At 37.0% G+C, this 26,538-nt stretch carries 25 protein-coding genes and 1 pseudogene; 8 read left to right on the top strand and 18 right to left on the bottom strand.

Features of this window, described 5'->3' with window-relative positions; genetic code table 11:
- Positions 1 to 48: 48 nt before the first annotated feature.
- A complete protein-coding gene (locus tag CRG87_RS00800; RefSeq protein WP_074425594.1) occupies positions 49 to 2,805 on the bottom strand; it encodes a cation-translocating P-type ATPase in 2,757 nt (918 codons plus the stop codon).
- A 161-nt stretch (positions 2,806 to 2,966) separates the two neighbouring features.
- Here CRG87_RS00800 and CRG87_RS00795 point away from each other — a divergent pair, with 161 nt between their 5' ends.
- The gene (locus CRG87_RS00795) at positions 2,967 to 4,001 is read left to right on the top strand and encodes a lactonase family protein (RefSeq protein ID WP_074425595.1); all 1,035 of its coding nucleotides are present in this window, start codon (positions 2,967 to 2,969) and stop codon (positions 3,999 to 4,001) included.
- Positions 4,002 to 4,028: 27 nt separating this feature from the next.
- On the opposite strand, the gene CRG87_RS00790 is transcribed toward CRG87_RS00795, so the two are convergent.
- From CRG87_RS00790 to CRG87_RS00780, 3 genes are read right to left on the bottom strand one after another with little or no spacing between them, the layout of a single operon-like run.
- Positions 4,029 to 4,928 (bottom strand): RluA family pseudouridine synthase, encoded by a 900-nt coding sequence (locus CRG87_RS00790; protein WP_074425596.1) that lies wholly within the window; start codon positions 4,926 to 4,928, stop codon positions 4,029 to 4,031.
- Positions 4,915 to 5,721 (bottom strand): NAD kinase, encoded by an 807-nt coding sequence (locus CRG87_RS00785; protein ID WP_074425597.1) that lies wholly within the window; start codon positions 5,719 to 5,721, stop codon positions 4,915 to 4,917. Before CRG87_RS00785 ends, CRG87_RS00790 begins: the two co-directional genes overlap by 14 nt.
- Positions 5,721 to 6,350 (bottom strand): GTP pyrophosphokinase, encoded by a 630-nt coding sequence (locus CRG87_RS00780; RefSeq protein WP_074425598.1) that lies wholly within the window; start codon positions 6,348 to 6,350, stop codon positions 5,721 to 5,723. The genes CRG87_RS00785 and CRG87_RS00780 overlap by 1 nt, the downstream gene beginning before the upstream one ends.
- A 500-nt stretch (positions 6,351 to 6,850) precedes the next feature.
- On the opposite strand from CRG87_RS00780, the gene CRG87_RS00775 reads away from it, so the two are divergent.
- Together CRG87_RS00775 and CRG87_RS00770 are read left to right on the top strand one after the other, a co-directional pair.
- On the top strand, positions 6,851 to 7,474 hold the full coding sequence (locus CRG87_RS00775; protein WP_074425599.1) for a CYTH domain-containing protein: 624 nt from the start codon (positions 6,851 to 6,853) through the stop codon (positions 7,472 to 7,474).
- Positions 7,475 to 7,547: 73 nt separating this feature from the next.
- Entirely contained in the window at positions 7,548 to 8,189 is a 642-nt protein-coding gene (locus CRG87_RS00770) for a DsbA family protein (RefSeq protein WP_074425600.1), read from the top strand.
- Here CRG87_RS00770 and CRG87_RS00765 read toward each other — a convergent pair.
- The 6 genes from CRG87_RS00765 to CRG87_RS00740 all read right to left on the bottom strand — a co-directional run bounded on the left by CRG87_RS00765 (position 8,164) and on the right by CRG87_RS00740 (position 12,820).
- A complete protein-coding gene (locus tag CRG87_RS00765) occupies positions 8,164 to 9,033 on the bottom strand; it encodes a competence protein CoiA (RefSeq protein WP_306452971.1) in 870 nt (289 codons plus the stop codon). The two genes, CRG87_RS00770 and CRG87_RS00765, sit on opposite strands and share 26 nt — an antisense overlap.
- A 55-nt stretch (positions 9,034 to 9,088) precedes the next feature.
- Positions 9,089 to 9,814, bottom strand: a complete 726-nt coding sequence (locus CRG87_RS00760; RefSeq protein WP_074425602.1) for an adaptor protein MecA — start codon at positions 9,812 to 9,814, stop codon at positions 9,089 to 9,091.
- A gap of 104 nt (positions 9,815 to 9,918) precedes the next feature.
- Entirely contained in the window at positions 9,919 to 10,317 is a 399-nt protein-coding gene (gene spxA, locus CRG87_RS00755; RefSeq protein ID WP_074425603.1) for a transcriptional regulator SpxA, read from the bottom strand.
- Positions 10,318 to 10,525: 208 nt separating this feature from the next.
- Positions 10,526 to 12,259, bottom strand: a complete 1,734-nt coding sequence (gene ptsP / locus CRG87_RS00750) for a phosphoenolpyruvate--protein phosphotransferase (RefSeq protein ID WP_074425604.1) — start codon at positions 12,257 to 12,259, stop codon at positions 10,526 to 10,528.
- Entirely contained in the window at positions 12,259 to 12,525 is a 267-nt protein-coding gene (locus CRG87_RS00745) for a phosphocarrier protein HPr (RefSeq protein ID WP_046306433.1), read from the bottom strand. The genes ptsP and CRG87_RS00745 overlap by 1 nt, the downstream gene beginning before the upstream one ends.
- A gap of 112 nt (positions 12,526 to 12,637) precedes the next feature.
- A complete protein-coding gene (locus CRG87_RS00740; RefSeq protein ID WP_046306432.1) occupies positions 12,638 to 12,820 on the bottom strand; it encodes a hypothetical protein in 183 nt (60 codons plus the stop codon).
- 179 nt (positions 12,821 to 12,999) lie between these two features.
- Between CRG87_RS00740 and CRG87_RS00735 the strand changes: the two genes are divergently transcribed.
- Together CRG87_RS00735 and CRG87_RS00730 are read left to right on the top strand one after the other, a co-directional pair.
- Positions 13,000 to 15,195 (top strand): ATP-dependent Clp protease ATP-binding subunit, encoded by a 2,196-nt coding sequence (locus CRG87_RS00735; RefSeq protein WP_074425605.1) that lies wholly within the window; start codon positions 13,000 to 13,002, stop codon positions 15,193 to 15,195.
- A 125-nt stretch (positions 15,196 to 15,320) separates the two neighbouring features.
- Entirely contained in the window at positions 15,321 to 15,602 is a 282-nt protein-coding gene (locus CRG87_RS00730) for a DUF1827 family protein (RefSeq protein WP_046306430.1), read from the top strand.
- 39 nt (positions 15,603 to 15,641) lie between these two features.
- Here CRG87_RS00730 and CRG87_RS00725 read toward each other — a convergent pair whose 3' ends face one another.
- Together CRG87_RS00725 and CRG87_RS00720 are read right to left on the bottom strand one after the other, a co-directional pair.
- Positions 15,642 to 17,213, bottom strand: a complete 1,572-nt coding sequence (locus tag CRG87_RS00725) for a peptide chain release factor 3 (protein WP_074425606.1) — start codon at positions 17,211 to 17,213, stop codon at positions 15,642 to 15,644.
- A complete protein-coding gene (locus CRG87_RS00720; RefSeq protein WP_074425607.1) occupies positions 17,213 to 18,082 on the bottom strand; it encodes a hemolysin family protein in 870 nt (289 codons plus the stop codon). The genes CRG87_RS00725 and CRG87_RS00720 overlap by 1 nt, the downstream gene beginning before the upstream one ends.
- Before the next feature lie 100 nt (positions 18,083 to 18,182).
- On the opposite strand from CRG87_RS00720, the gene CRG87_RS00715 reads away from it, so the two are divergent.
- Positions 18,183 to 18,644 (top strand): hypothetical protein, encoded by a 462-nt coding sequence (locus CRG87_RS00715; protein ID WP_046306424.1) that lies wholly within the window; start codon positions 18,183 to 18,185, stop codon positions 18,642 to 18,644.
- 6 nt (positions 18,645 to 18,650) lie between these two features.
- Here the strand turns inward: CRG87_RS00715 and CRG87_RS00710 are convergent, their stop codons facing one another.
- Together CRG87_RS00710 and recX are read right to left on the bottom strand one after the other, a co-directional pair.
- Positions 18,651 to 19,130 (bottom strand): hypothetical protein, encoded by a 480-nt coding sequence (locus CRG87_RS00710; protein WP_074425608.1) that lies wholly within the window; start codon positions 19,128 to 19,130, stop codon positions 18,651 to 18,653.
- Positions 19,131 to 19,139: 9 nt separating this feature from the next.
- Positions 19,140 to 19,955, bottom strand: a complete 816-nt coding sequence (gene recX / locus CRG87_RS00705) for a recombination regulator RecX (protein WP_074425609.1) — start codon at positions 19,953 to 19,955, stop codon at positions 19,140 to 19,142.
- Positions 19,956 to 20,080: 125 nt separating this feature from the next.
- Here recX and rlmD point away from each other — a divergent pair, with 125 nt between their 5' ends.
- Positions 20,081 to 21,457 carry a 23S rRNA (uracil(1939)-C(5))-methyltransferase RlmD gene (gene rlmD / locus CRG87_RS00700; RefSeq protein ID WP_074425610.1) on the top strand — a complete coding sequence of 459 codons (1,377 nt, stop codon included), beginning with the start codon at positions 20,081 to 20,083 and terminating at the stop codon, positions 21,455 to 21,457.
- 281 nt (positions 21,458 to 21,738) lie between these two features.
- Here the strand turns inward: rlmD and CRG87_RS00695 are convergent, their stop codons facing one another.
- On the bottom strand, positions 21,739 to 22,701 hold the full coding sequence (locus tag CRG87_RS00695; RefSeq protein ID WP_371258107.1) for an alpha/beta hydrolase: 963 nt from the start codon (positions 22,699 to 22,701) through the stop codon (positions 21,739 to 21,741).
- 63 nt (positions 22,702 to 22,764) lie between these two features.
- Between CRG87_RS00695 and CRG87_RS00690 the strand changes: the two genes are divergently transcribed.
- A complete protein-coding gene (locus tag CRG87_RS00690) occupies positions 22,765 to 23,049 on the top strand; it encodes a hypothetical protein (RefSeq protein ID WP_074425612.1) in 285 nt (94 codons plus the stop codon).
- A 311-nt stretch (positions 23,050 to 23,360) separates the two neighbouring features.
- Here CRG87_RS00690 and CRG87_RS00685 read toward each other — a convergent pair whose 3' ends face one another.
- The 3 genes and pseudogenes from CRG87_RS00685 to CRG87_RS08255 form a co-directional block, all read right to left on the bottom strand.
- Positions 23,361 to 23,549 carry a hypothetical protein gene (locus tag CRG87_RS00685; protein WP_074425613.1) on the bottom strand — a complete coding sequence of 63 codons (189 nt, stop codon included), beginning with the start codon at positions 23,547 to 23,549 and terminating at the stop codon, positions 23,361 to 23,363.
- A 490-nt stretch (positions 23,550 to 24,039) separates the two neighbouring features.
- Positions 24,040 to 25,203, bottom strand: coding sequence for a hydroxymethylglutaryl-CoA synthase (locus CRG87_RS00680; protein ID WP_074425614.1), 1,164 nt, complete (start codon positions 25,201 to 25,203; stop codon positions 24,040 to 24,042).
- A gap of 11 nt (positions 25,204 to 25,214) precedes the next feature.
- A pseudogene (locus CRG87_RS08255) lies at positions 25,215 to 26,535 on the bottom strand (hydroxymethylglutaryl-CoA synthase); the annotation flags it as partial.
- Positions 26,536 to 26,538: the final 3 nt, after the last annotated feature.

Below are 26,538 nucleotides of genomic sequence, written 5' to 3'. Positions count from 1 at the left end.
AACAAAAACCGCTTAACTAATATATAAGCGGTTTTATTTGTCTAATGACTATTTTTCACGATATAACAGCCATTTTTTGATTTCATCTATGATTACTAATGGGATTGGTAAGCAGAATAAGAAGAGCCAATCAATCGGCATTAATCTTGTAGTGTTAAATAATTGTTGTAAACCTGGAGTTACAGTTAAAACAAGGAACAATAAAATTTCAAAAATAATTCCATACCAGATATTACGATTACTGAATAAACCCTTTTTGAAAATTGAAACCTTATTTGTACGGCAGTTTAACACATTGGCAATTTGAGAGAAGATAATTGCTCCAAGTACCATTGTCGTAGCACGCATATAAACTGAACCACTTGAAGCAAGTGCCACTTTTGGCCAACCATTTTGCATATTAACAAAGAAGTAAGCACAAATGGAAATAATACTTGAAATCAAGCCGTACCATAAGAATGCTTTGATAATTACACTTCGGTTGAGCAGATGTTCGCTTCGTTTACGTGGTGGTTGCTTCATTACATCAGGATCAACCGGTTCACCACCGAGTCCCAATGCAGGAAGCATATCAGTTCCCAAATCGACCGTTAAAATTTGCATAACTGTCATTGGAAGTGGAATCAAACCACCAGAAAGTAGGAAGAGAATCGATGGAAAAGCTTCCGGAACATTTGAGGTCAAGATATATGTCAAGAACTTACGGATATTACTATAAACTGCACGACCTTCCTCAATTGCAGCAACAATTGAAGCAAAGTTATCATCAGTCAAGATAATATTGGCAGCATCCTTAGCAACATCTGTACCAGTCATCCCCATTGCAATACCGATATCAGCCTGTTTCAAAGCAGGAGCATCGTTAACACCATCACCAGTCGAGGCAACAATTTCACCATTTTCTTGTAAAGTCTTAACAACTTTATATTTTTGCTCAGGTGCAACTCGAGCAAAAATCACTTCGCCCTTAAGTGCCTCACGGAGTTCATCATCGCTCATCTTGTTTAATTCATCACCGGAAATAACTCTCGCTTTATCTGAAGTTAAACCAATTTGAACAGCCACAGTTTTGGCAGTCAACTTGGAGTCACCGGTTACCATGATAATTTTGATTCCTGCTTCATGACAACGTTTAACGGCATTGTAAATTTCAGGACGTGGTGGATCACTCATCGTGGTTAAACCAACAAATACCAAATGTTCTTCGGCAGTTTCAATGGTTAACTTATTAATATCAGTGTCCTTAGAATCAATGATTCTGTAGGCCATTGCCATACTACGTAAGCCTTTAGCAGCATATTCTGCATTACGCTTATCTGCAACATTGCGGTCGTCTTCAGTCAGCGGCCGAACCTCACCATCAACTTGAATCTGATCACATTGTTTAATTACGTCACTAAATGAACCTTTAGTGAAGATAATGTCTTGTGTATCATTCCAGCGGTGGATAGTTGACATTCTCTTTCTGTCTGAATCAAATGGTAATTCACGTAAACGTGGGTATTTAACCAAAACCTTTTGGCGATCAAAGCCCGCCTTTTCCGCCATTATTATTAATGACGCTTCAGTTGGTGTTCCCAAAATCTTTGGTTTGCCGCCCTTAGTTTTACTTGGCTGAACAGCTGTATCGTTATCAAGCGAAGCAATTTGAACCAATTTATGTAAGTCAGGATTTTCTTCATACCAAAGCTGTTTTTTATTTAATTCAACTTGGCCATTGTTTTCATAACCATTACCTGTAACTTGAAACTCATTTTTAAGTGTCCAAATGTAATGAATGGTCATTTGATTTTGAGTTAAAGTTCCCGTCTTGTCTGAACAAATGACGGTTGTTTCACCCAAAGTTTCTACAGAATTAAGTTCCTTAACCAAAGCATGTTTCTTAGCCATTCTTTTGACCCCTTGGGCAAGACTAAGAGTAACAGTTGGTAAAAGACCTTCTGGGATGAATGCAACAATCATTCCTAAAGCGAAAATGAATGCTTTTGCAAATGGGTATTTAACAAAAGCGATTGCTGCAATCATGAATACAATTCCGATTGAAACCGCAATAATTGATAACTGTTTAGTAAGTCGGTTTAATTCTTGTGTAAGTGGACTATCGACCTTGTTCTGCTTTTGGGTAAGCTTGGCAATTTTACCAAACTCGGTATTCATTCCCGTTGCAAATGCAATCGCACGTGCAGTTCCCGCTCCAACTGTAGTACCAGAATATACTAAGTTAGTTTCAGCGTAACTGCCCTCGCCAGGTGAATAGTCGGTTGTCTTTGATTCAGGAACAGACTCACCGTTTAAAGCACTTTGGTCAACCTGCATCGAACTCGCAGAAATCAACCGTGCATCGGCTGGAATTGAATTTCCAGCTTGCAAAACAAAAACATCCCCAGGAACTAATTCCTTAGCATCAATTTGGACCTTTTTGCCATCACGAATGGCTTCGACATATGTTGGCAGCATATTATTTAAAGCATCTGTTGCTTTTTTAGCTGCTCGCTCTTGCCAAAAACTAAATAACCCGTTGATGATATTAACCAGCCAAATAGCAATTCCCAATTCCAGTGTGCCACTAAACATGGCAACCGCGCCTGAAATCCAAAGCAAAATGGCCATCATACTAATAAAGTTTTTAAAAAAGGCCTTCCATTCAGATTCTTCTTTGGCTTTCTGAATTTGATTCGGACCATACTTCTCTAATCGACTAGCAGCTTCTTCGGAACTCAAACCGTCCGTAGAAGATTGCAAATTAGTAAAAACTTCAGAAATATCATTCTGGGCATATAGCTCACGAATTTTATTTTCGTCCATTCATTTGTACTCCTTAATAAAAATGTGATTTAATCGGAATATTCCGATACCATACTTTACCACTTTTAAACTAATGTAATCATGCAAATTTTTTACAAATAAATGTCATGTTATACTTATCTCATTAGTTCATATCAATGAAATTAAATGGAGGCTGAAAAATGAAATTATTAATTGGTGGTTACACCAAAAAAAAGGCTACAGGAATTTACGAATTACCACTTTATAATTCTGATAACGGCTTAAAAGTTGAACTGGGAACAGCCAAGGAAGTAATCAAAATCGGCGGTCCTACATACTTTGTTCAAGACCGAGATTTGATTTTCACAATTAACAATGCCGGTGATAAAGGCGGAATTAGTTCTTTCCAGTTAGTTGATGGTGCATATCAAGAAAAAGATTCTTATTTAACTGCTGGTTCTTCACCAGCTTACATTGGAATTGATTCAGTAAAGCACCTACTTTATACAGCAAACTATCACACTGGCGTTTTAGCTGTCTTTTCTTACACAACTGATGGTCAACTAACTCTAATCGACTCTGTCACACATACAGCAGACACACTTGGACCTCGTCCAGAACAAGTTGACGGGCCTCACCCACACTTTTTTGATGAGACACCAGAACAAAACCTGGTAAGTTGCGATTTGGGTAACGACTGCGTTGATTTTTATCGCCTTCAAAACAACAAGCTTGAACACTTAGCTAAGTATCAAAATGAAGCCGGTTTTGGGACACGTCATATTGTCTTTAGTCCTGATGGAAATTACTTCTATGTCGTTGGTGAGCTTGCAAGCAAGGTCAATGTAGTTCAATTTAATGAAAAAGATTGGACTTTTAACAACATTGCCACATATTCAACCATTCCTGACGATTATACTGATCACAATGGTGCTGCTGCTATTAAAATCAGTCATGATGGTAAGTTCATTTACGTATCTAACCGCGGTCACGACTCAATTACTGTTTTTGCAGTTAAAGAAGATCACGCGTTAGAGCTTAAACAACGCGTCTCTACTTTTGGTGAATTTCCTCGTGATTTCAACTGGGATCCAAGCGAGCAATTTGTTGTAGCAACTAACCAAAACACTGACAATGCTACCTTATATAAGCGCAGTGCTGAAGATGGTTGCCTTACTCCAATTCAAAAAGACATTTACGTACCTGAAGGTACTCGTGTTCTCTTCAGTGAATAAATTTTAAGCCAAACAAAAAGAACTGTTTTACAGTTCTTTTTTTGTGCTATTTTGCCATAAAGCTTGCATATCTTCCGGATCCGCAATTTCAATTTCTACCAGTTGGTTGTGTGCAAATGGATCGGGAAAAGCTAAATAAAAACAGTTCAATGCTTGGCGGTTAAATTCATCATTTATGCCATACGGCGGATCACCAAATAAAGGATGGTTAATTGATTGCATATGAAGTCTGATTTGATGAGTGCGTCCAGTATAAAGCCTTAATTCAACTAGACTAATTCCGGGCTCTTGTTTAAGAACCTGATAAGCTGTAATTGCTCTTTTGCCATCCGGAGTGATACTTCGCTTGACCGCATCTCCCTTTTTTCCAATTGGTTTATCAATCACACCCTTTAATTCATTTTCCGCAAAATTACCATGAACAAGCGCATGATACTTTTTAACAAACTGATCTTTATCTAGCTTACTAAAACGTGAATGAGCTATTGCATTTTTACCAACCAATACTAAGCCTGAGGTTTCGCGATCAAGCCTGGTTACAACGTGCGGCTTAACGCCCTGCAGCTTTTGTTGCTCAAAATAACCCAAAACACGATTTACAACCGCATTGTCATCATATCTTGAAGGAATTGACAAGAGATCTGCTGGTTTATTTATGACTAAATAGTTTTCCGTTTCTTTAGCAATCATTAAAGGCCTAAACGAAGGTTTTAGCCATGGATTTTCCTTTTCGTTTCCAGGAACAAAAATCACTTCGTCACCAAGATGTAACTGATAATTGGTAAAACGCCGCTTATGATTGACTAAAATCATTCCGTCATTGTTTTTTGCATCATTAACAGCCTTTTTTGAAAAACCATTTTTCATTAAAAAAGCCCCTAATTCTATAGGAGCTTTATTTTCTACTTTAACTTTAAATAGTGTCATGCTTATCCCCAATGAATGCACTCTGAACTCGAGACCAAAAATGAGTATGTCCAAACCGGTCAAACCGAATTTCCTTGTTTGAAATTCGAAAATCTATCTTTTTGGCATTATGAATGTTAATTCTATTACCGTCAACCGTCATTACAAAATGATCTGAATTAGGGACAATCGTAATCCACTGGTCGGGTGCAATGACAATTGGAGATGAAAGGGTTCTAAAGACACGATTATTAATCGATGCAATTTCCGTCATCTGCAACGCCTTTAGTTTCGGGTGAATTACTGCTCCACCAATTGATTTGTTATAAGCAGTCGAGCCCGTTGGCGTTGAGACACAGAGACCATCACCACGAAAATTTTCAAATAGCTTGCCGTCAATATAAACATTGGCCTCAAGTGTATGAGAAACCCGTTTAACAGCAGACTCATTCAAAGCTAAATAATGTTTGCGCTCATTAGATTCTGTTGTCAATTCTACTTCTAGTAAAGGGTACTTGGCTGATTCAGGTTCACGCAAAAAGAGCGCATCAACCATTTTATCAACATCTTGCCCCTGCCAATCAGTATAAAAACCTAAGTGTCCTGTGTGAATTCCAATAAAACGAATCGAGCTGATTTGTTTTTCATACCGGTGAAAAGCGTTTATTAATGTGCCATCACCACCCACAGTAATCACTACATCAGGATATTTTGCGTCAAAAACTACGCCCTCTTTTGTGGCAAGAATCTTTTTTAAATGAGCTACTACTTTTAAAGTTTCTTCATTGGTGTTATGAGCAATCGCTATTCTCATTATTTTTCCTTACCTTTGTTTTTGGTAAAAACTTTCTGTGCCTCTTGTACTTCATCCTTGATTAGCGACATTTCTTCATCAAGCTTATAGGCTGTTTCAGCCGTAGACTTTAATCTTTGCGAAATGTCTTCAGGATACGAACCTTGATACTTATAGTTTAGCGTATGTTCTACGGTAGCCCAAAAGTTCATTGCTAGAGTTCTGATTTGGATTTCAGCCAACAATTTTTTCGAACCTTCAGGAAGATAAACTGTATATGAAATTACCATGTGATAAGAACGATAGCCTGAGGGCTTGGCATTTTGGACATAATCACGCTCTTCTAAGACTTCCATGTCATCACGCTCGTGAATCAAATCTACCACTTTGTATATATCATCAACAAATTGACAAACAATTCTAATGCCCGCAATATCCTGCATATCGGTTTCAATTACATCAGGACTAATAACGCGCCTTTTCATTTTTTCTTTAATCGAATCCACCGTTTTCACGCGTCCAACAACAAATTCGATTGGTGAGTGCTCACCTTTAGTCAAAAAGCTCTGGCGCAGCGAACGGAATTTTACTTTTAATTCTCTAACGGCTTCAGTATAAGGCCATAAAAAAGTATCCCAGTCAAAATTCATTGAAATATTTCCTTTCTCAGTTGCTTCTTCATTCTAACATAAAACAAATGATAGCAATTTCATATTGGTGGCAGAAGCTATTATCTTGCTTTTTTAATAACAACGACACAAAAAAGTGCGATTAATTAGCGTTTCCAGTAAATAGTTTTCTTAAAAGTTATTCTTTAACAATCCTTTAAAATTATGATAAAATTATTAAACAAAGTCAAAAAAGTTGCTCACGTTAATTTTTTACCTGTTCTTCACATTTGCTTTATGACAATAGTTTAAGTAGCTCCATTTTGAAAAAAACAACTTTTGCTAAGCTTATTTTTTGACTCTTATAGCAAAAGTAGTTCAGAATGAAAAACGTTGCCGCATTATAAGAAATGTGATCAAGTTGCGAAAAATTGACTATAATATAGATAGGTAAAGTTGCTAGTTGTAATTTTCCCTATGATACCTTTTAAGGTAAGATTACCTACTACAACTAATTTGTTGATGTACATTGGGGTAGATTAATGTCAGAGAATAATGAAATTGAAGCCAAGATAATTTTACCCAAAACAGCGTATTCCCAATTATATACAAGTTTTCCTGTTAAAAGTGATTTTAAGCAAGAAAACTACTACTTCGACACTAATAATGGCTTATTAAAGCAAGCACATATCAGCTGCCGGATACGTTTGTTTGAGGATCATGCCGAGCAAACATTGAAAATACCGGGGAAAAATCCTATACAGCATCATTATCATCAAGCAATCGAAATCAATGATGACTTAAAACTAGAGAAGGCACAAGATCTTCTAAAAAAAGCCGAAGAAAAAGGCAAGATTACTTTTACTGGTTCGGTTGGTGATTATCTTAAAAAACACTTCGGTTCCGAAACTAATTTATGCTTGCAAACATTCAGTAAAACGCATCGAATTCTTGCTCAAGGACCACAAAATTGTGAACTTACATTTGACGATACAAAATATCCTGATGGATTTGAAGACTTTGAACTAGAAATAGAAAATGATAATCCTGCTTTAATTGAATCAACACTGAGTTTGCTTAAACAACAGTATGGTTTAGTGCAAAATTCTGCTAATACAAATCGAGCAAAAATTGCACGCGCTTTCAGTCATCGTGGTAAAATGTAATTGTATGGTTTTTTTCAAGGATGGATATTTGGTAAAGTTGTATTGATTAATCAAGTTATGGAGGAGCCTGATCATGTTTGAGATATTTCTTTTTGTTAATCCAATTGGCGTGTACTGCTATGATACCGAAGTATCTGTTAAGAAAACTGTCGATGAACTTGATATTAGCTCTTCTTTCCATTTTGTTCCTATTACCAACTCAAAAGTAATCAAAGACGATATTATTCGAAGAAAAACTTGCGGTCAAACGATAGACGATATTCCTGAATACACAATGGCTGCTTATCAGGCATTACGTAATTATCACGCGATTAAGCTTGAATATGGTAACAAAAAAGCACGTTGCTATTTAGTTAGCTTGCAAAAAGCTGTGAGTAAGGACTTTAATGTTTATTCGCAAGATTTGCCTAAAAAAGTTGCAGTTGATTTAGGTCTAAACTACAAACGAATCTGTGATTCTAACATCAATAAATATATTGATGACTCGATTGAGCAAGACAAAGAGCTCGCACGAAAATTTAATATTCAAACCATTCCTACAACAATCTTTTTTAATGAAAGTGGCGACGATAATGGGCTTTTAGTTGAAGGCACAATTGCTCACAATAAATTGCTTGCTTTGTTAAAAAATAGTTACTGTAGGGAACCGCAAGAAGAAGAACAAAAGCAAGTGGAAAATGGTTATCTTCCTAGAAAGCACCTTCGTTTGATGTAAAGTATGTTGTAGCATTATCAGCTGAATTGACAGAACGAACTTGGCTAAACACCCATTGTGGTAATTCATCAACCGTCATCTGTTTTTGGTACAACTTTGCACCTATCTGCAGTCCATTGATACTTTTATGTGCTAATTGCATTTTTAGATAGTTCTTCTGAACGCTAGAATCAATCTGGTAATTTTTCAAGCGTGGCTTAAAATACCATAACTTTTCTAATCCAATCGAATTCAAACTAAAACTAGCAGTTTGAAAATGTAACCTATCCGTTAGTGGTTCAAGTTTGACGTTATATTTCAAACGTAAACTTCTTTGATACGGATTAACTTCTAAATAATAATTATTCCACAACTCGTTTTCACGAAAGAAAATGAGTTGTGTTTTTTTGAGATAATGTTGAAGAAAGTGCCTTTTTCCTACAATCCAAATGTCCTTAATGCCAATTTGTTGGTACAAAAGATGTCGGTGCATAAATTCTGATTTATTGAGCGGCGCGCATTGCACCTCAAAAGCCAACTTAGGACTTGCTAGCACATCTGCTCGTAATCTACCATTTGCAAGTGAAACTTCCGTCTGCGCGTCAAATTTAGCCGCTTGCAAGGCATTTTTAAGTAGTTCCTTACTTTGCGCATGCTCATCTTTTTCTCCTGCCATATTGATAACCTGTGGCAAGTGCTTAAAGTAAGCTGTCTTCTTTTTTACAATTAACTGAACCTCTCTTTTACAATGCGGACAGAAATAATGTCGCCTCACAAACTGCTTTGGGTTAGTACTTTCTTTTACTGCTTCTTCTCTGGCAGTAACTAATTCATTATTCAAAAATGCTGCGTACAAAATAATCACCTATTATGAAGTACGCAAAAAACGACAGGTTTTACCCTGTCGTTTTTAATTAGTTTTATTTTTTAGCAAAAGTCTGGCGTAATTGCTCCAGCGCATCCTGTTTAATAAGACACTTTGCAGTTGTCCGGACACGTCCCATTTCTTCACTCTTTACCTTGGTACCGTACTCATTAGCAATTGCCCACGCATCAGCAGGTTTAAGTTCAGAATAGTTTTCATTATCAAACGCTAAGTCAAGGTAAAAACGATTTCTTTCATAGTAAAGACTTGAAGAAAGATCTGGTGCCAATAAATTATCGGCAAGTTCAACTACAAATTCAAGGTCAGAAAAACTGTAACCCTGTTTTGTCTGCAATTTCCAAAACGATTTTTTAACTTTTGGAACTGTAGCTTCATCAGTGTCTTGGCTGTCCTCGTCATCCAAATCTTCTTCATCATCGTCTTCTAAATCAAGGAAAGAGCGACGTGCATCATCAGTATTTTCGTTTTTAATATCGCCAAAATCCTTCTCAAACAGTTTTGATAAGCTCTCTGTATCCTGATTCGTTGCCTTAGTGATCAACAGGTCAAGTCCACCATTATTTGGCATTACTTGAAAAGTGACTGGAGCATCTTGGCTAAAAGAATGGTCGGTGTCAATTTCATCTAAAATTGAATAGAAAAATTGTTGGATCTTACCTTTATCGCCCAGCAAATCTAGAACTTTCAGACCACGTTTAGCTAATTCAGACTTGTTAATTCTCACGCGGATAGTATTTTCATTAATATGTTCTACTTGCATGAGTCATTCACCTCCATCAGATCCTTTGTTCTATTGTAGCGTATTTTGTACATAAAATAAAAGCGTTAGTTCCAAAACTAACGCTTTTTTTGAAAGATTTCAAATTATAAATCTGCGATTTTTTGCATTTCCTCAAGTTCAAGTCGACGAACTTTTCTAGGCAAGAATCGTCTAATCTCGTCTTCGTTGTAACCAACTTGAAGACGACGATCATCCATAATAATTGGTCTTCTTAAAAGACTTGGGTCCTTTTCAACCATATCTAGTAATTGATCAATTGACAGATCATCCAAATTTATTTTAAGTTGTTGGAATGCTCTGGATCGTGTAGAGATAATCTCTTCAGTACCGTTTTCAGTCATTCGCAAAATTTGGATAAGTTCCCCTTTAGTAAGTGGTTCAGAAAAGATATTTCTTTCCTTAAAATCAATATCATGTTTCTTCAACCATGCCTTCGCTTTCCGACACGAGGTACAACTTGGAGATATATATAAATTTACCATATATTTTCACGCTCCTTCTGATCAAAAAATGATTCGTTACCTCTAGTATTATATCACATTACTTTCTTTTTATAAGTAATGTATCTATGCTATCTATATTTTATGATAGTAAGTAAAAGTGAAGAAACTGTGAAGAATTTCTCAAGAAAAAGTAAAGAAATAAAAAGAGTGCATTAATATCTAATGCACTCTTTGTTAACCTATGAATTTAATTATTCACTTTTTTCATTAAGTCGTCAACTAATTTTTCGTTTTCTTCAGCAGTTTCTGAAACAAAACAAGCAGTATTAGCTAATTCCTTAATATCTTCTGTGTTTAACTTCTTCATTAAGCTTCTAATTCTTAAAATTGAAGTTGCGCTCATTGAGTATTCATCAAGACCCATTGAAAGCAAAATTGGGAACATGGTGCTGTCGCCAGCGGCTTCACCACACATACCACACCAAATGCCATTTTCATGAGCAGCATCAATTGTATGCTTGATCAAACGCAATACTGAAGGGCTTGCTGGTTGGTATAGATATGAAACATTATCATTACCACGGTCAGCTGCCATTGTGTATTGGATTAAGTCATTGGTACCGATTGAGAAGAAGTCAACTTCTTTAGCGAATTGGTCAGCAATAACTGCAGCAGCAGGAACTTCAATCATCATTCCAACTTGTAAGTCTTCGCCAACCTTAACACCGCTTTTAACTAACTTATCTTTTTCTTCAGCCAAAATTGCCTTAGCCTTACGCAATTCACCCAAAGTACCGATCATTGGGAACATGATGCCCAACTTACCGAATGCTGATGCACGTAAAAGCGCACGTAATTGTGTACGGAAGATTTCTTCATTTTGCAATGACAATCTGATAGCACGAACACCTAAGAATGGGTTCATCTCTTCTGGAAGATCCCAGTAGTCTAAGTGCTTGTCACCACCGATATCCATTGTTCTAATGACAACTTGCTTGCCATTCATTCCTTCGATAACTTCTTTATAAGCTTCGAATTGGTCTTCTTCACTTGGGAAGTCCTTGGAATCCATGTACAAGAATTCAGTTCTATACAAACCAATAGCTTCAGCGCCGTTCTCATTAACGCCTTCCATATCATTTGGTGTACCAATGTTAGCTGCAATAATGAATTGCTTACCATCAGCAGTTACAGAAGGTTCGTTCTTGAGTTTCTTCCATTCAGCCTTTTGCTTTAGGAATGCTTCACTCTTAACTTTGTAATCAGCAACTTGTTCATCAGTTGGCTCAATTACTGCATCACCGTTCAAACCGTCAACAACTAATGTTTGACCGTTTTCAACGTCTTTAGTAATTGAATCTGTACCAACAACAGCAGGCAATTCAAGTGAACGAGCCATGATTGCTGAGTGGGCAGTACGACCACCGATATCAGTAACAAAGCCCTTAACAAATTTCTTGTTTAATTGAGCAGTGTCACTTGGAGTAAGGTCATGAGCAACAACAACAACTTCATGATCAATTGAAGCTGGATTAGGTAATTCCTTACCTAATAAGTGAGCCATGATTCGTTTTGAAACATCGCGAACATCAGCAGCACGTTGTTGCATATACTCGTTATCTGTCATGCCTTCAAAAATTGTAATGAACTTTTGAGCGGTTTCATCAAGTGCAGCTTCACTGTTAATTTTTTGCTCTTTGATTTCATTTTCAATTGCACCTGTAAATTCAGGGTCATTCAAAATCATCAAATGAGCTTCAAAAACTTGAGCTTCTTCTTCACCTAAACTCTTTTTGGCACTATCACGAATTTTTTCAACTTCTTCAGTTGATACTGAAATAGCTTCATGGTAACGAGTTAATTCACTGTCAACATCTGAAACAGTTGTCTTCGTGAAAGAAAGATCTGGTTCGACCAAGAGATAGGCTGGTGCTACAGCGATACCATCACTAGCAGCAATTCCTTTTAATGTCTTGGTCATTATTCAGCTAATCCTTCTTTTTTCATTGTTTCTGAAATAGCGTTGATTGCATCTTTTTCATCATCACCATCAGCACTAATTGTAACGTCAGCATTCTTACCAACACCTAGTGACATAACACCCATGATTGACTTCAAGTTAACTGATTTGCCATTGTATTCCAAGTTGATGTCTGAACCAAACTTTGAAGCAGCTTGTACTAATAAAGTTGCTGGACGAGCATGAATACCTGTTTCTGCAATAACATGAAAATCGCGTTTTTCCATTATAAATATCTCCTTTGAATTGAAAAATCAAACCGGTAGTAACTACCTATTCGTTTACTTAGACTATCATTTTTTTGTGAATTAGACAACATAAATGTAACAGTTTACATCATCAAAGTTCCGTCGTTGATTGCTTGTAAACTATTTTTCCACCACGTAGGGCCTTACCAGTTATGTTCTGTCTTTTGCCAAAAGATCTTAAAGCAGCCTGAAACGCAAATGCATCTTTAGGTTCAACTTCATAATGATCTAGTTCACCACTTGCTAACTGCTCTAAAATTTTTTGATAATCCAAATATACCACCGTTTTTCTAAAACATACACTAAAAATTAAGCATTTTTGCTTTTACAAGTGATTATTTTAGCATATTTGGATTCAATAGATAATAATGTATATTATTCCGAGTTTTAGCACTTGATTATTGAGAGTGCTAATTATATAATTTAGTCATTGAAAAGAAAGGCGGTAATGTAATGCTCTGTCAAAACTGTCAAAAACGACCTGCCTCTATTCATCTTTTTGCAAAGGTAAATGGAGAAAGCCGCGAAATCAATTTATGTGGACAATGTTATCAAGAACTTAAACAACAAGGAAATATTAACATGAGTAACGACAACAACGGTTTCTTTGGCGACTTTAACGATCTCTTTAATTTTAATAATGAAAATGCAATGAACGGCAACCCTAATAACCCAGGAAACCCTGGAATGAACAATGGCAATCCTAATAATGGTGGTGGAGGCCGTTCACTACTTGATCAATACGGTACAGATTTAACTGCTCTTGCTAAAAAAGGCAAAATCGATCCTGTTATTGGTCGTGATAAAGAGATTGCACGTGTCATCGAAATTTTAAATAGAAGAACAAAAAACAATCCTGTCTTAATTGGTGAAGCAGGAGTTGGTAAGACTGCGGTTGTCGAAGGATTAGCACAACAAATAGTCGATGGTTCAGTACCTGCAAAATTACAAGATAAACGAATTATTTCATTAAATGTTGTTTCTCTTGTTCAAGGAACAGGAATCCGTGGCCAATTCGAGCAACGGATGCAACAATTGATTAAAGAACTGCAAGATCATGACGACATCATCTTGTTTATTGATGAAATTCACGAAATAGTTGGCGCCGGAAATGCTGAAGGCGGTATGGATGCTGGTAACATCATTAAGCCTGCCCTTGCCCGCGGTGACTTGCAACTAGTCGGTGCAACTACCTTGAACGAATATCGTGAAATTGAAAAAGACTCTGCTTTGTCACGTCGTTTCCAACCAGTTGATGTTAAAGAACCATCAGTTGCAGAAACTATTCAAATTCTAAAAGGCATTCAGAAGCGTTACGAAGACTATCATCACGTTCACTACACTGATGATGCAATCAAATTAGCTGCCGAATTATCTGAGCGCTATATTCAAGATCGTTTCTTACCTGATAAGGCCATTGACTTGCTCGATGAGGCTGGTTCAAGAATGAACTTAACCATCCCTTACGTTGACAAAGAAAAATTGCAGGAAAGAATTGCAGCAGCTGAAAAGTTAAAGCAGGAATCATTGCAAAATGAAGACTACGAAAAAGCTGCTTACTATCGTGATCAAATTGAAAAATATAATAAAGTAAAAGACCAAAAGGTTGATCCTGATAAATCACCAGTTATTACCAGCAAGATTATGAATAAGATTGTTGAAGAAAAAACTGGTATCCCAGTTGGTGACTTACAAAAACAAGAAGAAAATCAACTGCAAAACTTGGCTTCTAACTTAAAAGAACATGTAATTGGTCAGGATAAGGCTGTCGACAAGGTAGCACGTGCTATTCGTCGTAACCGGATTGGTTTCAACGAATCCGGACGACCAATTGGCTCCTTCCTCTTTGTTGGTCCAACTGGTGTTGGTAAGACTGAGCTTGCTAAACAATTAGCCAAGCAAATGTTTGGTTCAGAAGATGCCATGATTCGCTTTGATATGTCAGAATATATGGAGTCCTATTCAGTTTCTAAATTAATTGGTTCTGCACCTGGCTACGTTGGCTATGAAGAAGCAGGTCAATTAACTGAACAGGTTCGTCGTAATCCATACAGTTTAATCTTGTTAGATGAAATTGAAAAAGCTGATCCTTCTGTAATGAACTTGTTCTTACAAATTCTAGATGACGGTCGCTTAACTGATTCTCAAGGTCGTACTGTTTCATTCAAAGACACAATCATTATTATGACATCTAACGCGGGTCAAGGCATTAAGGAAACTAGCGTGGGCTTTACAGCTGAAAATGCTAGTGATGAGCCAGATGCTGCTCGTTCTTCAATGAGTCAATTCTTTAAACCTGAATTCTTAAACCGTTTAGACGACGTAATCGACTTCAACGAACTATCTAAGGAAGACTTAGTTAAGATTGTTGACTTAATGCTTAACAGTGTAAACAACATGGTTAAGAGCCGCGGAATGCAAATTACTGTTACTGACGAAGCAAAGAACAAGTTAGTTGAGGAAGGCTACAACCCAGCTATGGGTGCACGTCCACTTCGCAGAACTATTCAAGAAGAAATTGAAGATAAAGTAGCTGATTACAAGCTCGATCATCCAACTGCTAAAAACTTAACTGCAAGTGTTAAGGACCAAAAGATTGTTATTAGCGATGAAGAAAAAAATTCTTCTGATGAGGAAATTGATCATTAATCTCTCGGCTTTATGCAATAAAATTTTAATTAATTACAATATAATTGCTTTTTTGCAAAGAAAAATGTTGTAATTAGCGTTATACTAAAGTAAAAGATAACTACTAGAAGAAACGGGTGAAATCCATGCACTTAATAGATGTAACCAATAGTTATAAGGATCTAGTTCATAGTCAACTGAATTCGACTAACGTTAATTATGTAAAAGTTTATTCATTAGGAAATACCTCTGTCATCTATACCGAAAGCAATGAAGCAATTGAAATTGCTTTGGAAAATCATGATCGTCGTATTCGTAAAGAAGAAGCTGAATTTGTCATTAAGCGACTAATTAAGGAAGATGATCCTTCCTACGTTATAACCTTTGACAAAAACCAACAGTTAATTGAAATCAATATTGATAAATAGAAAAAAGGTTGATAAATTTATCAACCTTTTTTTGTTTGCTTATAATTTCTCAGTTAATTTAACATCCGGATACTTATCTTGGAAAAAGCGCTCAGCAAACTGATTTTCAAAGAGAAACAGTGGCTGATCATAGCGATCTTTAACCAATAAATTACGGCTATTCGACATAGCAGGATCAAGTTGCTCTGGATCAATCCAGCGAGCCACACGATGACCGATACTATTTAGCTCTACATCTGAGTTATATTCGTTTTTCATTCTGAACTTAAAAACTTCAAATTGCAGTTGACCAACGGCACCCAAAATATATTCATCAGTTTGATAGTTGCGGTATAACTGAATCGCACCCTCTTGAACCAGTTGCGTCATTCCTTTATGGAACGATTTTTGCTTCATCACGTTTTTCGCAGTTACACGCACAAACAATTCCGGTGTAAATTCTGGTAATGGTGGGTAAACGATTTTCTTTTTACCAGCATAAATACTGTCACCTATTTGGAAATTGCCAGTATCATAGAGACCAACAATATCGCCAGCAACGGCATCGGAGACTTGAACACGTTCACTAGACATGAACTCGGTCGCATTATTTAGCCTAATTGGCTTATCAGTCCGCGCAAGAGTAACATCTAAGCCCTTCTTAAATTCGCCACTACCAATTCTAATGAAAGCAATTCGATCCCGGTGATTTGGATTCATATTAGCTTGAATTTTAAAGACAAAGCCTGAAAATTCCGGGTCATCTGGACTTAGCTCTTCATCATCATTAACTGTGTGTGCTTGTGGAGCTGGAGCCAATTTTACAAAACTCTTTAAAAAGGTTTCAACGCCAAAATTAGTTAAGGCAGAACCAAAGAATACGGGGGTCTGGTCTCCTCTGAGAATCTTCTCAGAATCAAAAGTATTACCAGCTTCTTTGATTAATTCAATTTCATCTAAAGTATCCTTAAATTGTGGGTTCTGGCTTAATGGTTCGCTTTCAGGCAAGTTGCCATCTTGATCAAGTGGCAAGAAACGGTCTTCACCGTCCTTGTGATAAAGCTCAACTTGATTATTGGCAATATCATAAAGACCCTGCAAAGTTTGGCCGGAACCAATTGGCCAGTTCATCGCAACACCTTCAATGCCAAGAAGATCTTCCAATTCCGCAATTAAGTCTAGTGGTGGACGACCATCACGATCCAACTTGTTCATAAACGTGAAGATTGGAATACCACGTTGCTTGACAACTTTGAACAGCTTTTTCGTTTGTGGCTCAATACCCTTAGCCGAGTCAATTACCATGACCGCTGCATCGACCGCCATCAATGTTCGATATGTGTCTTCCGAAAAATCCTCGTGTCCTGGTGTATCAAGAATATTAATTCTTTTACCATCATATTCAAATTGCATTACGGAACTAGTAACGGAAATACCACGTTGCTTTTCGATTTCCATCCAGTCACTAGTTGCATAATGGCCTGTCTTACGTGCTTTAACGGTACCAGCACTACGAATAACGCCACCAAAAAGAAGCATTTGCTCCGTAATCGTTGTTTTACCCGCATCAGGGTGCGATATGATAGCAAATGTTCTTCTTTGTTCTACCTTATTTTTAAGTTCATCACTCATTAATTACTTTGCTCTTCTTCCTTTTGTCCTTTGTCTGGTATCGTCAACGAGACCGTGAGTAACCTTGACCGGTTCATTCTTCTTGTGGTCAAAACCATCCCATTGTCTAATTTGACTGATAATTTTTCTCCTTTGGCAGGAATAATTCCCAATTTAGTGATTACGTATCCGGCTACTGTATCAACGTCTTCCATTTCAAGATCAGTACCAAACTGTTCGTTAAATTCGTCAAGCGGCATTTTCCCGTAAATCACATATTTATTCGGAGCGATTTGTTCGGATAAAACTTCAGTGTGATCGACTTCATCATCAATGTTACCAACAATTTCTTCGATCAAATCTTCAATGGTTGCAATACCAACAACTCCACCATATTCATCGGTTAAAATTGCTAATTGTTGCTGTGTTCGCTGCATCTCAACTAGTAATTCAGCCAAATCAGTTGTTTCTGGAACAAATAGCGGTGGATTCATGACATCTTCATAATCAATCTTATCAAAGCCCTTTTCCCAGGCCTTTCTAAGCACTGTCCTGATATGAATGACACCAACAATCTTGTCCTTATCCTGCTTGTAAACAGGGATTCTTGAATATGGCTCGTGCAAAATTTCTTTAAGGTTATCCTGCAAGCTAACGCCATAATCGACCATAAACGCATCGATTCTAGAAACCATGACTTCGCGGACCATCCGTCCTTGAAAATCCAAAACATTATCCAACATTGAAAATTCAGTGTCACTCACTTTTTTCTGATTGTGTAGTTCCTTTATTTCCTCAGTTAAATGTTCTTTCGTCTCTCCATCACTTGAAGAGGATAATTTATTCTTGAAAATTTGAAATAAATTCCCCTTATCAGGGTCGCTAGCCATAGTTTTTTCTCTCTTTCTAAAAATACGAAGTTTAATAGTGCCATTATATCATGTACGCACAGGATATGTTAAAATAGCACGTAAGAAATGAGGTTTATTAATGAAAAAAAGTCATGTTTTACTTGTTTTTACGTTTTTATTGCTAATACCATACATCTGCAGTCTTACTATTATTGGTATCGGTTACGATGCATTAGTACTGCATTCAGCTGACTTGTTCAGAACCTCAATTGGTGCATTTGTCGGCGCTCTAATTATGTTTGCAATTAAGGCTACCATTCAACGTCCGGTCGACCTCTTGGCTGTGGAAGTTGATGACGGATTACTAAAACAACTTTTACGTTTTTTCAGTATTAGACGGCGGCCACTTTTGCAATTAGCCAATATGATTTTGGACTTTGTTCTCTGCTTTGGCGCAACGTTTGTTGTTCGCCAATTTCTAACTTTGGATCAGATTGTTGGCAAATCGGCAGGAATCGTAATGTTAGTCATGTTACTTTCAACCTGCTTAGGTGCCTACGTTGAATACGATAATTTATCAATCGACCCTAACCAGCATTAAATTAAGCTATTCACTGGCATCCAGATATAACATCTGTGCCAGTTTTTTTGTCGCTAAATTTAACGTTTGAACAAAGTATGGTGTTAGGCTATCACCTGGATTTTCATACATTTGAATTCCTTCATCGCCAACTTTTTGTAAAAATGTTGGTAAAACGGAATTAAGTGGTTGACTGAAAAAAGCAAGATTTTGCTGGTCAATTTCTTCAAGTGCGGCCTCATTTTGAGGTAAAACAAATCTCATTAGACCACTAGGAACTTCTACTTCATTTGGAACTAGTACACCGTACCAGTACATAAAATTTTCTGGACCGAAAACGATCATGCTAGCCCGTTGATCAGTTAATTCATGCTCGGCTAAAAACGCTTGAAAAACCTGATCTTGTTCCATTTCCACATTACAACTAGAAAATGTTCTTTGGTCATCCATTAATTGATCGGAAAAAGGACGACCAACAAATGTACTTTTTTCTTGTAACTTTTTCATAAAAACTCCTTAATAGTCTGCTAATTCATCAAGCGGGATAATTTCCCCTGCTAAAAAAGAATCAATTTCATTGCTGGCAAAACCATGTGTATAAAGATAATTACGGATCTTACTGTTGCGCTCTTGTTCGGGTAACCTTCTGAAACGCTTATAAGCCTTAACGCCTTGCTTTTTCAAAGCATCAAGTTGCTCACTTTCATCTTGCGCAAGATCCAGTTCGGCAATTATTTCATCAGCAATTGCACTAGAAAAGCCATGGCTCATCAACTTGGTCCTCATTTTACGTTCAAGTTCACGTTGTGAAATTCTGCCAATTTTACTTTTCATTGACTTCAAAACCCGTTGTCCCGCATCTTGCCATTCACTATCATCAATCTGCTCTAAGCCTATTTGGACTGATTCCGGATCAATTCCCTTTTGCGTAAGTTTGCGTGAAATCGTCATTGGCCCATCAGTACCAATTCGCAAGTTTTGCCTAATTGCCAAATCCACGTACTTTTGATCGTCCAAAAAGCCCATTTCAGTTAATTGACTAACCGCAGCTTGCGCAGGTTCATTATCAATCCCATGGTCCTTTAAGTATTGTAAAACTTCATAAACCGTTCGAGGTTCATAATTTAAATATCTTGATGCTAAATTAGTTGCTTTTGCATCCTCATCATATTGCTTTACTTCATTTACTTTTTCATCAGTCAGCTCTTGTCCCTTTAAAAGAACAAATTCAGCGACAGTCTGCTCACTGGCAGAAAAAGCGTACTTGCCATCTAAAAAAATGTTATACCGGCCCGGACGTTTTTGACTGCTTACTTTAGTAATTATTGGCATTTTACTCACCTTTCTACTAGATTATAGTTACATGCTAGCAAATTTCTTTCATTCTTGCGAAAAAGTTTTGTTAGGTAGTACAATAAATTGTTAACATTGTAACGTTTTATTGTAGAAAGAAAATTATGTACAAAAATTTTAAGCAAAAAGAAACAAAAGAAAAAGACGTTATCATCACGATTAAACGCTTAGGAATTAATGGTGAAGGTATTGGCTATTATCGCAAGAAAATCATTTTTATTCCAGGCGCACTGCCAAACGAAGTTGTTGTGGCAAAAATCATTAAGGAATATCCGCATTACATTGACGCTGAATTAGTTCGTATTAAGGAAAAAAGTTCAGACCGTGTTCCCTACCCTAAGGGAGTTGATCCAGCAATCGGTGGACTTGAACTAGCACATTTAAGTTACGAAAAGCAGCTTGAATTCAAGCGTGACAATGTTTTAGAAGCTTTAAGGAAATACTATCCACGCGGTTACAATAAGTACAAAGTAAAAAAAACAATTCCTGCTCCAAGTGAATGGCACTACCGTAATAAGGCTCAATATCAAATTGAGCAAGATCATGGTCAAACCAAGCTCGGCTTGTTTGCCCCAAATTCGCATGAACTATATGATTTGCCTGTCATGCCAACGCAAAACAAAGCAACCCAAGAGACTGAACGCAAAATAAAAGAGCTGGTTGACAAGTTACACGTAGCAGTTGCTGATCCTTTCAGACATTATGACGGTTTAAAGACAATTGTTGTCCGCCAAGCAGAAGCAACCAAAGAAATTCAGGTAACACTGATAACGGTTGGACACAAAATTAAGAACTTACCTGCTTTAAGCAAGGAAATCATTAACTTGCCTAACGTTGTTAGTGTTTTTCAGAACGAAACTGATTGGCGCAATCCTCAGGTTTGGGGTAACAAGACAGAAAAATTGGCCGGCAAAAATCAAATTATTGATGAAATTTTAGGCAAGAAGTTTGCTCTTTCACCACGCGCATTTTTCCAATTAAACCCAGTTCAAACTGCAACCTTGTATTCTGAAGCACTTAAATTCCTCGACTTAAAGCCTGAAGACACTTTAATTGATGCATATAGCGGTGTCGGTACCCTAGGAATTTTGGCAGCGGATCAAGTCAAACAAGTAGTTGGAATTGAAACTATTCCTGAAGCTGTTGAGGATGCTAAGCACAATGTTGAGCTTAATCATTTGCGTAATGCAGATTACTTTCAAGGCAGTGTAGAAAAAGTGCTGCCTGAGTTGCAGAAAAATGGTGTTCCAATTGATGCCTTAATCGTCGATCCACCCAGAACCGGACTTGCAAAAAGCCTAATTAAGACCTTATTGAAAATTAAACCTAAAACTTTTGTTTACATTTCATGTAATCCCTCTACTCTTGCACAAGACTTAGTGCTATTGAGTGAAGCATATGATGTCCGCTTAATTGAAAATGTTGATATGCTACCTCAAACACCACGCTGTGAATGTGTCGTCAAATTAACCTTACGCTAATATAAAAAAGTTGTCGCAAATTGCGGCAACTTTTTTGTTTGTGGATGGAGGTATTTCAATGCTTTAGGTGAATAAATAAAGACCAACCTTTATTATTTGATAAACCGATCTCCTTAAGTAAAGATCATTATCCCTTAACTATTAGAAAGCCAACTCATATATGACATATACTTTACTTTAATAATATACAGAATATGGAAATAAATTAGGTTATTTGTTTCCCCTTTCCACAATTTAATTATAGCATTTTACTGCTAGTACTCGCTACCAAAATGCACTTATTATTTAACATAATCTTTCAAAAAGCTTGCGATACGCTTACGGTACTCCTTCGGGTGATCCGCAAATGAATCTGCATGTTTGGAATTTGGTGTAACCCATAATTGTTTAGGACCTTTAGTCGCTAAATAATTATGGTATACCATTTTAGTTGGAACAAATGTATCATGACTACCATGAATAAAGAACATTGGTCGATGATTTTTATGTAGTTGCTTAATACTCGAAGCATCTTTCATAAAGTAACCAACTTTTATGCGATTGATGCCGCTCAAGATTTCTACTAATGGAAAACGTGGAAAAGAAGGCATATTATATAATGCTTCGGCTTCGTGTTCAATTTCATCTTTAACGCTGGTATAGCCACAATCCTCAATAAAGGCCTTAACCTGCCCTGGAAGTTTTAAGCCACTGGTCATCATCGCGGTAGCTGCGCCCATACTCAGACCATAGACGACAATTTGTTGCTGACTACCTTTGCGCTTGAGTACTAAATTAATCCACTTTTTGACATCATCTTTTTCTGGCCAACCATAGCCGATATATTTCCCTTCACTTTTACCTTGAGCACGTGGATCAGGTGTTAGAGTATTGTAGCCCATTTCGTGGAATAGCGCATCATATTCGGCCATGTCTTCCTTGGTATTCATATATCCAGGTAAAATGATTACCGTCTTATTAGAATCAGCAGCAGGGATATAGTTTGCAACTAATTTATATTGGTTATCAGCCGACTGCATGTACCATTTTTGCTTGGCAGTTTTTTTAAACCACATTTTTTCTTTGTACAGAGGATCAGACTTTTTTAGCGTTTCACTGGACGACCCTAAAAAACTTTTTGGTCCTGGTACACAGGCCATTTTAAAGAAATAATAGCCTGCACCTGTAAAAATTACGCAAACTAGCAAAACAATAATTATTAATGAAAGCCATAGCTTTTTATGCTTTAATTGTTTCAAAGAAATGTCACCTTTTCTAAAAATAATATCAATAGTATAGCACTTTAAAAACGTATAGGAATCATTATTATGAAATTGACTAATTTATTGCAATTAACGAATGATATAGATGGCCAAACCAAGCTGTTTTTAACAATTAATCAACAAGTTTATCCCTTAGCAAAATTAAAAATTTCTAGCAAAGAGTGTCTGTTGTATCCAGGAAAACAGGCGATGACCAAGGGTAAAATGATTCATTTAGTAAAAAACATCCATGGCTTTGATATCCCCACATACATGGTCAACCAGCAAGAACTCCTTCCGGTATTTGGAATTCAAATATTGCCCGAACAAAATTCAGTTAGATTAACTTAGTTTTGATTAAAGACCAAGCTAGGTCCATCACGTCCACTAGTTTATTTATTTCAGATAAATATGAGTAGTTAAAGACAGCAAAAAACAGTTAGTCCCATTCGACTAACTGTTTTTTATATTCTTACTTCATCTAAACCAAGAACATTTGAAAAACACATTTAAAATGGCCAGTTTGTTCAAAATAGTTATACAATAAGCAATTCTAAATTAATCCTACTAAAATCTGATACACTTTGGTAAATTCAAAAGTGCTTAGTATCTCTTATCAATTTCTAAGTAGTTAATGACCGACTGTTCTTAGAAAAAGAAAGTTATTTTGAAGGTACCCACCAGTCGTGGATTATATCAATCAGGGCTAATAAACCTAAAATGTTCATGATGATTCCCTTAGTTTGCGCATGTCTGATCTTAGCGTCAATATCTACTTCTTTTTCTTTACCAGATTTTTTTACTTGAAAGTTAGCATCGTAAGATGTGTTACGTTGTACAGTTAGTGGCATATGTAACGCATTTTGTTTTTCGACATATTCAAGTCGCTCATTTGTTGTTAGCTTATAGAATCTTCATCAGTTAGGATACCTTCTCGTTTAAAGGCTTCTCTTTGATTCTTTTTTATTCTTCCTGCTGGCCCATGTTGCTTTCCGCTTACCATTTTTAGTGCCTCTATTTTCAACCCTCTTTTAATATTATGTATTAGTCTCACTATTTTGATTTAACAACCATCTAAAACCGATTTTTTATCATCAGTTTTTAATATTGTCTCATCAAAAACATTTCCGGCAACTATCAAAATATTCTTCGTCAACCAAACAATCTCGTAATTGCGAAAAACACGCTTTTGAATTAAAAATTAGCTACATTTTTAGTTCAAAAACTTTTAGACTAAAATTAAATCACCTAAATTATAGCACAAGGGTTAATTAGCTTAATGCTTTGATTTCATATTTTATAAAAATAGGTACAAAAAAGACCCAACTTTAGGGTCTAAGTTTATTTTTGCTTGTATTGACGAACATGGTCTTTAGTACCAGCAAAGTACCAATAACCTGTTTCTTCATCGCTCTCTAATTCAAAGTTATCTTGAGGAAGTTCAAGTGCTTGAGTAAAAATTTGCTCGTATTCTGAAACACTAACTTTTTGACGACGGGCAATCATTTCCTGGTCGCCGGCAAAATCAAGCGCATTTTGATAGCCTTCCATTACTTGACCAGCATAAAACTCACCCATTGCGCCCGAGCCATAAGAAAATAGTCCGACTAACGCTTCAGGTGCCAAATTACCATTTTCTAATAAGCTTAAAAGACTTAAGTATAGGGACGCAGTATAAATATTACCAATTTCACGGCTGTATTGCGCAGAAGCCGTAAAGTTGTTAGCTAATCTTTCTGCAGTTTCTTGTTCCTGTTTTTCAATTGCCAATTGATTTGCTTTAATTCCCATCTTAACAAAAGGTAGATGATAAATTAGTGCCGCAAAATCGGCAGTATGACAGTCATTTTGTGCTTGATAATTGGTAAATGTCCGTTTGAAAAAGTCAAGATAGACTTCGGTAGAATATTTACCATTGACTAAAGCAACAGCAGAATCGTTTGGACGCCAAAAATCATTAATATCAGCACTGTAGGCGCTGTGACCATTTTTTAAGGCTAAAATTCGTGGCTCTGCCTTAATTAACATGCTGACGCTTCCGGCACCTTGCGTCACTTCACCACCAGTGTTTAAACCGTAACGCGCGATATCACTACCAATAACGATTGCACTGTGATGGGGGTGAAGTCGAACATAATCTCGCGCAATCATAATTCCTGCGCTCATTCCAAAACAAGCTTCTTTTATTTCAAAAGTTCGCACTTCAGGTGCAAGCTCTAGCGCACTCTTAACAAAAAGTGATGCAGACTTGGATTGATCCACTCCACTTTCCGTTCCAATGACTAGCAGACCAACTTGTTCACGATCAATTTCATCAATATAGCGCATAGTTGCGTTAATTCCCATTGAAACAGCATCCTGCGTTTGATCAGCCACGCTCATTTTGCTTTGACCAATTCCAATCAAAAATTTATTAGGATCTTGATTACGCGCATGTGCTAAATCCACCATATCAACGTATTTATTAGGGGTGTAAAAACCAATTCGATCTATTCCAACTTGCATTATTGTCCCTCTCTTATTTGTTTTAAAAACTGCTCCGCAGCTGCTAATGAATACTCTTTTTTGTCAATCATCATTTGCCGTACCTGCTTCTTTTCTCGCAAAGTGGCAGTTAAATTGGCAACAGTATTTTTAGCTTGCAATTTCATGTGTCCCGCTTGAATTCCCGTGGTCGATATTGCTAGCAAAGCAGCTAAATTGTTAGCTAAGCCAACGGCTGCAATTACGTTAGCCAGTTCGCTACTTGTAATGCCTTGGCCTAAAAGACGGTAACTTTGCTTCACATCAGTTCGGGAGTTAATTGAACCCCCGACAGTCCCAATTGCTAGAGGAATTGTCAAAGAACCGATCAGCTTGTCATCTTTGACATTCCATTGACTCAGACTACTGTACTTGCCCTTTTCATTGGCCCAAACACCGCAAGCCGCTTCAACGGCTCTGGCATCATTACCAGTTGCTAACAGAACCGCATCAACACCATTCATGATGCCTTTGTTATTTGTAACGGCGCGAAATGAATCGTTTTGCCCAATTTTGCTCAGTAAGGCAATTCGTTCAGCCACTTTTACTCNCAGTTGCTAACAGAACCGCATCAACACCATTCATGATGCCTTTGTTATTTGTAACGGCGCGAAATGAATCGTTTTGCCCAATTTTGCTCAGTAAGGCAATTCGTTCAGCCACTTTTACTCCGCCAACTGTGGCAACACCTAATTCAACTTGTGCGGTAGTGAATTGACTCGGATAATTCGATAAAATGGCGAATAACTTATCAACAACTCCTGGAAAAGTGGCTAATTTGTTAGCGATAAACTCCAAAATTGAATTTACTCGATTAGCACCCATTGATTCAGCTGGATCGACCAATACCCTGAGCATTACTAAGTCATCTTTTTGCTGTAGATTAATTTGACGAACACCACCACCGTGTTTAACCAAGCTGGCAAATTGAGAGTTTGCTTGCTCGATTATCATCGGAAAAAGTTGAGAAAGCTTACTTGCATCAAATTTAGCGTCAACTTCTAGAGTGATTTGACCGTAAATTCCGGTACGCTTACTTTTTGCCTTAACACCACCGTTTTTTGCAAAAATACTTGCTCCATGATTGGCGGCAGCAACGACCGATGGCTCTTCTGTTGCCAGTGGAACAAAATGCGACTTGCCATTTACCAGCAAATTTTGCACAATCCCTACCGGAAAACGCAATTGTCCAATGACATTTTCACTCAGGTTATCCAATTCGTGCAAAGTAATTTCGTCGATATCGTCTAATTCTATCCCTTGATTAATCAAATATTCTCGTCTTTTTTCAGGCGTTAATTCATAAAACTTCATTCG

Origin of the sequence: Lactobacillus apis (genome assembly GCF_002837055.1) — a bacterium.
GTDB lineage: Bacteria > Bacillota > Bacilli > Lactobacillales > Lactobacillaceae > Lactobacillus > Lactobacillus apis.
The sequence above is the reverse complement of the archived record's forward strand: the minus strand, read 5'-3'. Positions and strand labels throughout refer to the sequence as shown.

Coding starts and splice junctions, on each gene's coding strand:
- CRG87_RS00800 (WP_074425594.1), bottom strand. CDS start 2,805: ATGGACGAAAATAAAATTCGTGAGCTATATGCCCAGAATGATATTTCT.
- CRG87_RS00795 (WP_074425595.1), top strand. CDS start 2,967: ATGAAATTATTAATTGGTGGTTACACCAAAAAAAAGGCTACAGGAATT.
- CRG87_RS00790 (WP_074425596.1), bottom strand. CDS start 4,928: ATGACACTATTTAAAGTTAAAGTAGAAAATAAAGCTCCTATAGAATTA.
- CRG87_RS00785 (WP_074425597.1), bottom strand. CDS start 5,721: ATGAGAATAGCGATTGCTCATAACACCAATGAAGAAACTTTAAAAGTA.
- CRG87_RS00780 (WP_074425598.1), bottom strand. CDS start 6,350: ATGAATTTTGACTGGGATACTTTTTTATGGCCTTATACTGAAGCCGTT.
- CRG87_RS00775 (WP_074425599.1), top strand. CDS start 6,851: ATGTCAGAGAATAATGAAATTGAAGCCAAGATAATTTTACCCAAAACA.
- CRG87_RS00770 (WP_074425600.1), top strand. CDS start 7,548: ATGTTTGAGATATTTCTTTTTGTTAATCCAATTGGCGTGTACTGCTAT.
- CRG87_RS00760 (WP_074425602.1), bottom strand. CDS start 9,814: ATGCAAGTAGAACATATTAATGAAAATACTATCCGCGTGAGAATTAAC.
- spxA (WP_074425603.1), bottom strand. CDS start 10,317: ATGGTAAATTTATATATATCTCCAAGTTGTACCTCGTGTCGGAAAGCG.
- ptsP (WP_074425604.1), bottom strand. CDS start 12,259: ATGACCAAGACATTAAAAGGAATTGCTGCTAGTGATGGTATCGCTGTA.
- CRG87_RS00745 (WP_046306433.1), bottom strand. CDS start 12,525: ATGGAAAAACGCGATTTTCATGTTATTGCAGAAACAGGTATTCATGCT.
- CRG87_RS00735 (WP_074425605.1), top strand. CDS start 13,000: ATGCTCTGTCAAAACTGTCAAAAACGACCTGCCTCTATTCATCTTTTT.
- CRG87_RS00730 (WP_046306430.1), top strand. CDS start 15,321: ATGCACTTAATAGATGTAACCAATAGTTATAAGGATCTAGTTCATAGT.
- CRG87_RS00725 (WP_074425606.1), bottom strand. CDS start 17,213: ATGAGTGATGAACTTAAAAATAAGGTAGAACAAAGAAGAACATTTGCT.
- CRG87_RS00720 (WP_074425607.1), bottom strand. CDS start 18,082: ATGGCTAGCGACCCTGATAAGGGGAATTTATTTCAAATTTTCAAGAAT.
- CRG87_RS00715 (WP_046306424.1), top strand. CDS start 18,183: ATGAAAAAAAGTCATGTTTTACTTGTTTTTACGTTTTTATTGCTAATA.
- CRG87_RS00710 (WP_074425608.1), bottom strand. CDS start 19,130: ATGAAAAAGTTACAAGAAAAAAGTACATTTGTTGGTCGTCCTTTTTCC.
- recX (WP_074425609.1), bottom strand. CDS start 19,955: ATGCCAATAATTACTAAAGTAAGCAGTCAAAAACGTCCGGGCCGGTAT.
- rlmD (WP_074425610.1), top strand. CDS start 20,081: ATGTACAAAAATTTTAAGCAAAAAGAAACAAAAGAAAAAGACGTTATC.
- CRG87_RS00690 (WP_074425612.1), top strand. CDS start 22,765: ATGAAATTGACTAATTTATTGCAATTAACGAATGATATAGATGGCCAA.
- CRG87_RS00685 (WP_074425613.1), bottom strand. CDS start 23,549: ATGCCACTAACTGTACAACGTAACACATCTTACGATGCTAACTTTCAA.
- CRG87_RS00680 (WP_074425614.1), bottom strand. CDS start 25,203: ATGCAAGTTGGAATAGATCGAATTGGTTTTTACACCCCTAATAAATAC.